The organism is Streptomyces sp. WAC05292 (assembly GCF_003949955.1).
Classification (GTDB): Bacteria; Actinomycetota; Actinomycetes; order Streptomycetales; family Streptomycetaceae; genus Streptomyces; species Streptomyces globosus.
The window spans coordinates 1-9,373 of sequence record NZ_RPSE01000242.1 but is presented as its reverse complement, the minus strand read 5'-3'; the positions used below and the strand labels follow the sequence as shown (position 1 = coordinate 9,373).

At 75.9% G+C, this 9,373-nt stretch carries 11 protein-coding genes and 1 pseudogene; 8 read left to right on the top strand and 4 right to left on the bottom strand.

Annotated features, from left to right (window positions below; translation table 11 throughout):
• Positions 1-174: 174 nt before the first annotated feature.
• Entirely contained in the window at positions 175-1,248 is a 1,074-nt protein-coding gene (locus EF903_RS22225) for a hypothetical protein (protein WP_125545845.1), read from the bottom strand.
• Between the two features lie 306 nt (positions 1,249-1,554).
• Between EF903_RS22225 and EF903_RS22220 the strand changes: the two genes are divergently transcribed.
• The 4 genes from EF903_RS22220 (at position 1,555) to EF903_RS34240 (ending at position 4,131) form a co-directional block, all read left to right on the top strand.
• Complete coding sequence (locus EF903_RS22220; RefSeq protein WP_125545842.1) at positions 1,555-1,824, top strand: hypothetical protein; 270 nt, start codon at positions 1,555-1,557, stop codon at positions 1,822-1,824.
• Positions 1,825-1,910: 86 nt separating this feature from the next.
• Positions 1,911-2,117: a hypothetical protein gene (locus EF903_RS22215; protein ID WP_125545840.1), complete on the top strand. Its 207-nt coding sequence runs from the start codon at positions 1,911-1,913 to the stop codon at positions 2,115-2,117.
• Positions 2,118-2,178: 61 nt separating this feature from the next.
• Positions 2,179-2,997, top strand: a complete 819-nt coding sequence (locus tag EF903_RS34245) for a helix-turn-helix domain-containing protein (RefSeq protein ID WP_185902769.1) — start codon at positions 2,179-2,181, stop codon at positions 2,995-2,997.
• 66 nt (positions 2,998-3,063) lie between these two features.
• Positions 3,064-4,131 carry a methyltransferase gene (locus EF903_RS34240; RefSeq protein WP_185902768.1) on the top strand — a complete coding sequence of 356 codons (1,068 nt, stop codon included), beginning with the start codon at positions 3,064-3,066 and terminating at the stop codon, positions 4,129-4,131.
• A gap of 15 nt (positions 4,132-4,146) precedes the next feature.
• Here EF903_RS34240 and bla read toward each other — a convergent pair whose 3' ends face one another.
• The gene (bla, locus tag EF903_RS22205; protein WP_125545838.1) at positions 4,147-5,052 is read right to left on the bottom strand and encodes a class A beta-lactamase; all 906 of its coding nucleotides are present in this window, start codon (positions 5,050-5,052) and stop codon (positions 4,147-4,149) included.
• A 171-nt stretch (positions 5,053-5,223) separates the two neighbouring features.
• On the opposite strand from bla, the gene EF903_RS22200 reads away from it, so the two are divergent.
• The 3 genes from EF903_RS22200 to EF903_RS22190 all read left to right on the top strand — a co-directional run bounded on the left by EF903_RS22200 (position 5,224) and on the right by EF903_RS22190 (position 7,495).
• The gene (locus EF903_RS22200) at positions 5,224-6,468 is read left to right on the top strand and encodes a cytochrome P450 (protein WP_125545835.1); all 1,245 of its coding nucleotides are present in this window, start codon (positions 5,224-5,226) and stop codon (positions 6,466-6,468) included.
• 93 nt (positions 6,469-6,561) lie between these two features.
• Entirely contained in the window at positions 6,562-6,894 is a 333-nt protein-coding gene (locus EF903_RS22195; RefSeq protein WP_125545833.1) for a GYD domain-containing protein, read from the top strand.
• Between the two features lie 103 nt (positions 6,895-6,997).
• Complete coding sequence (locus EF903_RS22190) at positions 6,998-7,495, top strand: TspO/MBR family protein (RefSeq protein WP_125545831.1); 498 nt, start codon at positions 6,998-7,000, stop codon at positions 7,493-7,495.
• Here the strand turns inward: EF903_RS22190 and EF903_RS22185 are convergent.
• Entirely contained in the window at positions 7,485-7,955 is a 471-nt protein-coding gene (locus EF903_RS22185; protein ID WP_125545829.1) for a hypothetical protein, read from the bottom strand. The two genes, EF903_RS22190 and EF903_RS22185, sit on opposite strands and share 11 nt — an antisense overlap.
• Positions 7,956-8,032: 77 nt before the next feature.
• Positions 8,033-8,596: pseudogene (locus tag EF903_RS22180) on the bottom strand (hemerythrin domain-containing protein).
• Positions 8,597-8,783: 187 nt separating this feature from the next.
• On the opposite strand from EF903_RS22180, the gene EF903_RS22175 reads away from it, so the two are divergent.
• Positions 8,784-9,373 (top strand): hypothetical protein (locus EF903_RS22175; RefSeq protein ID WP_125545847.1); only part of this gene is annotated, 590 nt, incomplete at its 3' end.

Here is a 9,373-nt window from a genome sequence, read left to right as displayed (position 1 = left end):
CTACACGGCCGCTCCCCTCACCGGGAGCCCGACCTGCCGGGCCGTGCCGGGACGCGGCCCGGCACGGCCCGGCAGGTCGGGCTCCCGGTGAGGGGAGCGGCCGTGTAGGCCGTGCCCGCCCCGCCGTCCCCGCAACCGGTGCGCGGGGACGGCGGGGCGGCGGGCGGCAGGGCGTCAGCGCCAGACGACGGCGCGCCAGCGCACGGGCCAGGTGCCGGGCTCCGCCGCGTTGCCCGCCACCACCTCGGCGCCGTTGATCGCCACCGGCTCGCCCCGGCCCGCGCCGGCCGGGACCGGCAGGGCGGTGGGCTTCCCCTGCGCGTCCCAGGTCACGGCGTACGCGCCGGAGGTGCCGATGCTCGTCCCTGCGTCGTTGACGCCCCTGACGGACGTCGGACCCGAGCCGGCCACCCACCGGAGCTCGACGGCGGTGCCGCCGCTCCAGCGCAGGGAGCGGTCCTTGACGTTGCCGACGACCACGTCCGAGCCGCCCAGGTGGACGCCGCGTGCCCCCGCCTCCTGGGACGGCAGGGCCTTCAGCCTGCCTCCGCGCGGCGCCTGCGCCGCCTTCCACGTCCCGTCGGCGTCGGTCGCGAGGCCGACGACGGTCCCGCGGTCGTTGATGTCGGACGGCTCCGCGTACGCGCCCCCGAGCGACCCGAGATCGTGGACGCGGCCCGTCCGGTCCCACAGGACGGCCCGCGTACGGTCCCCGGGGAGGGACACGTGCCCCGTGACCTCCCCCGTCCCGTTGATCGCGGTGGCCGTGCCGCCCGTCGCCCGAGCGGGCAGGCGCAGCAGGACGGCGCGCCCGTCGGCGCCCCAGCGGGCGGGGAACACGGCGCTGCCCGTCGACAGGTGCCCGACGGCGACGCGGGCGTCGTTGACGTCCAGCACCTCGCCCTCGACGAATCCGGACGGCTCCTCCAGGCGTGTGAGCCGGCCGGACGCGTCCCAGCGCGCCGGGTGCCGTACGCCGTCGGGGGTATCGGCCGAGCCGGCGACGGTGCCGTCCTCCGCCATCCCGGCGGCGCTCCCCCCGGAGCCCCCGCCGGCGCCCTGGAGCAGGGTGAGGGAGCCGTCGGCGCCCCACCGCACCAGGCGGCCCGTCCCGTCGTCGCCGAAAGCGTGCCCGACGACGTCCCCCGCGTCGTTCATCGCCCGGACGGTGCTGTGCGTGCTGCCGGCCGGCAGCGGCAGTTCGTACACGGTGTCCGCACCGCCGGCCGCCGGAGGCAGCGCGAGCACGGTCACGATCGTGGAAAGGACCACGGGTAACAAGAAGACCTCCCCTGTCTTCCCGGAAGTGGCGCGGCTCCGGAGAGCCGGAGCGACAGCGGCCGCCCCCGTCCGTGCCGCAGTGCCGAACGCGCCCGCCTCCCCTTGTGGAACCCCCTGGGGAGCGGGGCTGTTCGCAGCCCACCCCTTCCCCGGCCCGCATCGGCGGAAACGATTCCGCTCCGGGCCCGCCCGTCGGGCCGTCAACTTTCGATGATGCGGAGATGGTCCCTTCGTCGTACAAGAACACCGCTCGCCGCCGATAGCGTTGTGGTCATGACAGATGGAAAGGTGGCGGAGTCCGAGGGCTCCACACGCCTCAGGACCGCCGCGGGCGTCGCCGTCGGCGTCGTCGTCGGCCTCGGCCTGATCGCCCTCCTGTGGCGGGCGGGCTGGCGGGTGCCGTTCGTGACCGGGTGGATCTCGCTGAAGATCGCCGTCAAGGCGGGCGTCCTCACGGTGGGCGGCCTGATCGCCTTCGCGGCGTGGCGGCGCAAGCGACGCACCGCCGAACAGGACGGGGACACGCCGCCGTCCTCTTCCTGAACCTGCGCCCGGGGCGGCAGGGTTCGGTACCCCTGCCGCCCCGGGCGCAGGCCGCACCCCGGTCGCGGCGCGCTCGTTGACCGGACATGAAGAAGATCATCCCCACTGGCCTGGCCGCGCTCGCCGCCGCCTTCACCGTGCTCGGCGCCGGCCCGGCCGCCGCCGACGAGACCCACCACGACTCCCACAACGCCCCCGTCGTCGCCCTGGTCAACACCGGCCAGATCGACGACCCGTTGGAGGACGTCCTGGAGCACCTCCTGCTGTTCGGCGACCTCCGCATCGCCGACTGACCGCCGCCGCTCCGGAACTTTCGTCCAAGACGGGCCGCCGCGCATCGGCGATCGTGGGGCCATGAGCAGCCACGCAGCGGGGGAAGGCCCCGCCGACCGCACCGCGGGGAACCGGTGGGAAGTCGCCCGGCCGGCCGCGCTCCCCTCCCTCGGCGGAGTCTCCATGGCCGGCTACCACGACCGCACCGGCGGCCCGTTCGACCTGCGCGTGCTTCCGCAGCCCGCCGTGATCGTCGTCATCGGCCTCGGCGACGCCCCCCTCACGGTCGACTGCGGCGCCGGTCCGCCGCGGCCCGTCCACAGCCTCGCCGCGGCACCGACGCCCGGCGCGGCCCGTATCCGCGGCGAACGCGTCCGCTGCATCGAGATGCGCCTCCCGCCCACCGCCGCCCACTGCCTGCTGGGCCCCTCGCTCCGCGCACTCGACGGCACCGTCGCCCCGCTGGAGGACCTGTGGGGCAGGCGGGAGCGGCTCCTGCGGGAGCGGCTCGCCGACACCGCCGACTGGAGCGGGCGCTTCTCCCTGGTGCACCGCTTCCTCGCCGAGACGGCCGCCCGGGGCCCGGAGACAGCCCCCGAGGTCACTGCGGCCTGGGAGCACATCGTCGCCCGCGGCGGGCGTGTGCGGGTCGCGGACCTCGCCGCCTCCTGCGGGTGGAGCCGCAAACGGCTGTGGTCACGCTTCACCGCGCAGACCGGCCTCACCCCCAAGCGGGCCGCCATGCTCGTCCGCTTCGACCGCGCCGCCCGCGCCCTGCGCGCCGGCGCCGACGCCTCGGACGTCGCCTCGGCCTGCGGCTACGCAGACCAGTCCCACCTCCACCGCGACATCGCCGCGTTCGCCGCCTGCACCCCGGCGGCGCTGGCCGCCCTGCCGTAACCGCCTCCGGCCGGCCCGACACCGGCCGGCACCGCCCCGATCACCCGGCTGAAGGGACGACACACCGTGACGAGCACCGAAACCCGCCCGGCGGAACCCACCGACCGCCTCCTGGCCGTCCGGCTCGCCTTCGGCGGCCTGGCCGCCCAGGCGCTGCGCGCGGCGGTCCGCCTGCACATCGTCGAACTGATCGGCACCGGGCCGCGCCGGGCCTGCGACGTGGCCGCCGACGCCGGAGCCGGGCACCGGTCCGTGACCCGCCTGCTGCGCGCCCTCACCGGCCTCGGCCTGCTGGAGGAGCCGGCCCCCGACACCTTCTGCACCACCCCCGCCGGCGCCCTCCTGCACCCCGAACACCCCCGCTCGCTAGCGTCGTTCGTGCGGGTGTTCACCGATCCGGCGGTCGTGCGGGCCTGGGAGCACCTGGACGACAGCGTCCGCAGCGGCGGCGCCGTCTTCGACTCCGTCTTCGGAACCGACTTCTTCGGCCACCTCGCCCGCCACCCCGAGCTGTCCGCCGACTTCGACACCGCGATGGGCCAGGCGACCGCCGAGGCCGCCTCGGTGCTGCCGCACGCCTACGACTTCGCCCGGTTCACCGCCGTCACGGACGTCGGCGGGGGCGACGGCACCCTCCTCGCGGCGGTCCTCACCGCCCACCCGCACCTCACCGGCACCGTCCACGACACCGCCCGCGGCCTGCACGCCGCACCGGAGACGCTCCGCCGGCACGGGCTCACAGGGCGCTGCGCCCCCTCTGCGGGGGACTTCTTCCGGTCCGTCCCCGCCGGCTCGGACCTCTACCTCCTCAAGAGCGTCCTGCACGACTGGCCGGACGACCGGGCGGCCACCATCCTGCGCCACTGCCGCGCCGTGCTGCCGCCCCGCGGACGCGTGCTGATCGTCGAGCCCGTGCTGCCCGACACCGCGGAGGACAGCGGTGCCGCCGCCCACGCCCTGGACGGCGCGATCACCTACCTGAGCGACCTGAACATGTTGGTCAACCTCGGCGGGCGGGAGCGCACCCGGGCCGATTTCCGCGACCTGTGCGGGCGCACCGGACTCTCCCTCCTGTCCGCCTCCCCGCTGGAGGGGGCGGCCCCGTACTTCCTCCTGGAGGCCGCCCCCGCCTGACCGCGCGGCCGGCCGTCAGGCGAACTTCCGCACCGCCAGCGCGGCCGCCCGGGCCACCAGGGAGTCCTCCCGCTGCGCCGTCGCCTCCGGCTTGGTGCTGAGGACGGCGATCACCACCGGCGGCCGACCGGGCGGCCAGGCGATGCCGGCGTTGTTGTTGACGGCGTAGGAGCCGGCCCCGGTCTTGTCCGCGACGGCCCAGTCCGCGGGCAGGCCCGCCCGGAGCCGGTCCTTGCTGGTGGTGTTCCCGAGCAGCCAGCCGGTCAGCAGCTCCCGGTGCCGCGGCCGGAGGGCGTCGCCGAGCACCAGGCGGGCGTACGTCCGCGCGATCGCGCGGGGGCTGGTGGTGTCGGTGGACACCCAGGGCTCGGCGGAGTTCAGCTCCGGCTCCCACCGGTCCAGCCGCGTCACCGGGTCGCCCAGGGACCGGCAGAAGGAGGTGATCGCGGCGGGGCCGCCCAGCTCCTCCAGCAGCAGGTTCCCGGCCGTGTTGTCGCTCTGCGCGATGGCGGCGGAGCACAGCTCCGCCACCGTCAGCCCCGCGGCGATGTTCTCCGCCCGCCGCGTGATCTCGCCGCCGCCCGCCCGGGTGACGTCCGCCTGCGTGTAGTGGATCCGCTTGGCCAGGTACTCCCCGTCCCGGTCGAACCGCTGCATCACCGCGGCCGCGGCGAGCGTCTTGAACAGCGAACACTGCGGGAACAGCGCGTCGGCCCCGTGCGCCACCGTCCGCCCCGTGGCGGTGTCCCAGGCGTACACGCCCAGGCGCGCCCCGTACTCGCGCTCCAGCGCGCGCAGCGCCGGAACGACCGCGCCCGCGCCGCCGCCCGCGCCTTCCGCGTGCGCCGTCCCCGTCGGCAAGGCGGCGGCCAGCGCCGCTCCCGCCCCGATGGCCAGGGCCGTACGGCGAGTCGTCGTCATGTGGACCTCCCTGTCGTTTCACGTGCGCTCTCGTACGGGGAGGACACCGACAAGATCAATTCGGTTCCCACCGGCAGACGTCGGAAATGGCCGGAATGCGGCGTCCCAGCAGAATGGTGCACAGGACATGATTCGTGCGACGCGAGGACGACGACCGCCCGGGGAGGCATCGTGAGTGACCGGCCCGTCCTGCTGCCCTACGCCGATCCCGCCTTCGTGGCGAACCCGTTCCCGCTGTACCGGCAGCTGCGCGAGGAGGGCCCCGTCCGCCGCGCCGTCATCGCCGGCGGCCTCGAAGCCTGGCTGGTCACCCGCTACGAGGACGGGCTGGCGGCCCTGTCCGACCCCCGCCTGAGCAGCGACGTCCGCGACGCCGCCGACGCCCGCCTCCAGCAGCAGCTGCCCACCGCCGAACGCGAGTCCCTGCTCGGCACCATGCTCCGCAGCGACCCGCCCGACCACACCCGCCTGCGCCGCCTGGTCTCCAAGGCCTTCACCGCCCGCCGCGTCGCCGCCATGAGGCCGCGCATCCAGGCGATCACCGACGGCCTGCTCGACGCCGTCGTCCCATCCGGCCGCGCCGACCTCGTCGCCGACTTCGCGCTGCCGCTGCCCGTCACGGTGATCAGCGAGCTGCTCGGCGTACCGGTGGACGACCGCCACGACTTCCAGCACTGGACCGACCGCATGATCATGCGGGGGGCGGAGCCCCCGGACCCGGCCGCCGTCGAGGAGGCCTGGCGTCACATGCACGGCTACGTGACCGGCCTCATCCAGGCCAAGCGGGCACGCCCCGTGGACGACCTGCTGAGCGCCCTCGTCACCGCCCGGGACGAGGATCAGCAGCTGTCGGAGCCCGAGCTCGTCGCCATGGTGTTCCTGCTGCTCGCCGCCGGCTACATCACGACCGTCAACCTCATCGCCGGCGGCATCGCCACCCTGCTCGACCACCCCGGCCAGCTCGACCTGCTGCGCGCCGACCCCGGGCTGCTGCCCGGCGCCGTCGAGGAGTTCCTCCGCTACGACGGCCCGGTCAGCCCCGGCATCGCCCGCTTCGCCCGCGAGGACGTCGAGATCGCGGGCGTGGCGATCCCGCGCGGCGCGACCGTGCTGATCGCCTCGGCCATCGCCGACCGCGACCCGGCCCGCTTCCCCGACCCCGAGCGCCTCGACATCACCCGCAAGGACAACGCCCACCTGGCCTTCGGGCACGGCATCCACTACTGCCTGGGCGCACCCCTCGCCCGGCTGGAGGGGCAGATCGCCATCGGCACGGCCCTGCGCCGGCTCCCGGACCTCGCCCTCGCCGTCCCCCGCGGCGAACTCCGCTGGCGCCCCGGCGGGCTGCGCGGCCCCCAGGCCCTCCCCGTCACCTTCACCCCGGGACAGAAGGCCGACCCGGCGCCCGTCGGCTGAACCGGCCGGGCCGTCCGGGTGGTCGGCGGGCCGCATCCGAGGACCTCCCACCCCTTGCGGGCAGCGTGGTGGGAAACGGAGGAGAGGGACGCGATGCCGCTCTACCTGTCGAGGTTCAGCTACACACCGCAGACGTGGGCGAGGCTCACCGGGCACCCCGAGGACCGCGCGCAGGCCGCCCGCTCGTACATCGAGTCCGTCGGCGGGAAGCTCCACGGCTTCTGGTACGCCTTCGGCACACACGACGGCTACAACCTGTGGGAGGCCCCGGACAACGTCTCCATGGCCGCGGTCGCGCTGGCGATCAGCGGGGGAGGGGCGCTCAGCTCGTTCGAGACGACCGTCCTGCTCACCGTCGACGAGACACTGGACGCCCTGCGCAGAGCCGGGCAGATCGGCTACCGGCCCCCCGGCGCCGCGGACTGACCGGCGGCGGCGCCCCCGACCCGCGAGGCCGCAGTGCATCCGCGGGCCGGCCGTACGCCGAAGGGAGGGGTGTACCGGGCCGCCGAACGGACAGGAGCCGGACATGGACACCGCCGGAGCACGCGCCGCCGCCAGGCGCCCCCTGCCGCTGCTGCTCGTCCTGCTCGCCGCGACCTACGGCGTCGCCGCCGTCGGCGCCCTCGCCGGCAGCGGCTCCCGCGAGGTCTACGCCTCGCTGCAGCTGCCCGCCTGGGCGCCGCCCTCCTGGCTGTTCGGGCCGGTGTGGACCGTCCTCTACGCGACCATCGCCGTCGCCGCCTGGCTCGTCGTCCGCCGGGGCCGGCCCGAGCTGCGCCGCCCGGCGCTCCTGTGGTGGTCGGCCCAGCTGCTGCTGAACCTCGCCTGGACTCCGCTGTTCTTCACCGCCGGCCGGTACGGGCTCGCGTTCGCCGAGATCTGCCTGCTCCTGGCGGCCGTGGTCGCGACGATCGCCGTCTTCGCGAAGGCCTACCGGCCGGCCGCGCTGCTCCTCGTCCCGTACGCCCTGTGGGTGGCGTTCGCGACGACCCTCAACGCCTCGATCTGGCTCCTCAACCCCTGACCGCCCCGCCGGGGATCCGCGGGGCGGAGTCCGCCGAGCCGGGGAGCACCACGGGGGCGGAGTGCGGGGAGACGCGGTAGCGCCGGTACGCGCTGGCCAGCAGCCGGCCGCGGCGGTCGGTGAAGGTGCCGCGCACCTCGTACGCGCCGCAGGACGCGTGGCCCGACGGCAGGCGCTCGGGGCGCAGGCGGATCTCGTACGGGCCGCCCGCGCGGAAGCTCCCCAGGTGCGTCTCGCAGGGGAGGCCGGGCACTCCTTCCCGGACGCGGACCTCGGTGTAGGTGAGCCCGTCGACGTCCCGGCCCAGGCGGAAGACGAGCGACAGCGTGACGACACCGCCCTCCGGCAGGTCGAGGGTGTCGGACTGCTGCGCCGGACGGATCCGCACGGGCCGGCCCTCCTCTTGGAGGAGGACCATGTCCACGAGCTCGAAGTCCGCGGCGCCGGGTCGGCCGTTCATGGCCGGCACCTGCCCGGCGGCCGGTGCCGGAAACCCCGCACGCCCCTGCCGGGGGACCGCCGCGCCGCGTCGGCGGCTCAGGTGTCCTCACCCCGGCCGCTCATCATGCCGCGGAGCCGGTCGACGAGGCCCGCCCCCCGGAGCGAGCAGCTTGTTCGCCGGGGGCTGGCCGGGGGCCGCCGGGTGCGGCCGGGTCGGCGCCGTCCTCTTCGCCTGGCGGACGTTGCCGCCCGGGTCGTGGAGCGTCTGCTGCGAGCAGGCGGCGCGCAGCCGGGGGAAGAGGCCGGCCTCCTCGTCCGCCACGTGCTCGCGGATCTCCGCCATCAGCTGCCGCACCAGCCCGTCGAACCGCGGGTCGTCCGCCTCGCAGCCCTCCAGCCCTTTCATCGTCCGCTCGGCGGCCGCGTGCGCCTCCGGCTCCTTGTCGGCGAGCGCGCCGCCGGAGGGGACGTGCTCGCGGACCGCGGGATACGGGCAGGCCTCCTCCGCCACCGAGTGGCGCACCAGCTCGCTCGTGACCCGGTCGACCAGGTCCTTGCGCCGGGGGTGCCCCCACGGCGGCTCCTCGATGCCGGTGAGAGCTCGGCCACCTCCTCGTGGTCGGCGGTCGGCTCGGCGATCACGTCACCGCCGTGTCCCACGGCGGCTCCTTCTGCCTGCGGGAGGCCGAGCCGGTCGCGGCCGCGGTCACCAGTGAAACACCAGTGAAAGCCGCCGCGGGACGCCCGGACGCCACTGCGCCGGCGGGCGTGTGTCGCGCCGCCGTGTGACCGACAGCACCTTCCGGCCGGTGATTTCTCCCATTCCGTTCCGGTTGTGCCGACCGCTATGGTCGTCGTTCCCCCTCCTCCGGCACCCGGATGGCCCCCTGTGTCCACGACGTCCAGCCTCGCCCCGGTGATCACCGCCACCGCGCAGTGGCTCACCCGCGCCTACCCCGCCTCCGGCGGCGCGCTCCAGCGCGCCCTGGCCGAGGCGCAGGCCCACCAGGCCGCCACCGTCGCGGCGTGGCTGCGCTACCCGACCCGGATGGATGCGGAACTGGCGGCCCTCACCGGGGCCCGCGGGTCGGGCGCCCTGGACTGGGCGGCCGGCGCCGACGACGGCCTGCCGCTCCCCGGCCCGTCCGACGGCGCGCACGACGCGGACCCGCCCGCCCCCGCCGAGGACGCGGAGGCGTGGCGCACCTGGGTCGACGAGGCGGTCGCCAGCTGGGCGGCCTGCCTCCTGGCCCGCCCCGACCTGGCGTCGGCCGCGGTGGACGCCGTTGCCGGCACCGAGCACGCCGGGGCGGTACCCGTCGGCTTCCGCCGGCTGACCAGCCCGACGGAGGGCGACACCGCCGCCGCCGCACTCCTGCGCCACCCCGACCTCCTGGAGCCGGTCGCCCGGCTGCACCGGGACGGGCTGCTGGAGCG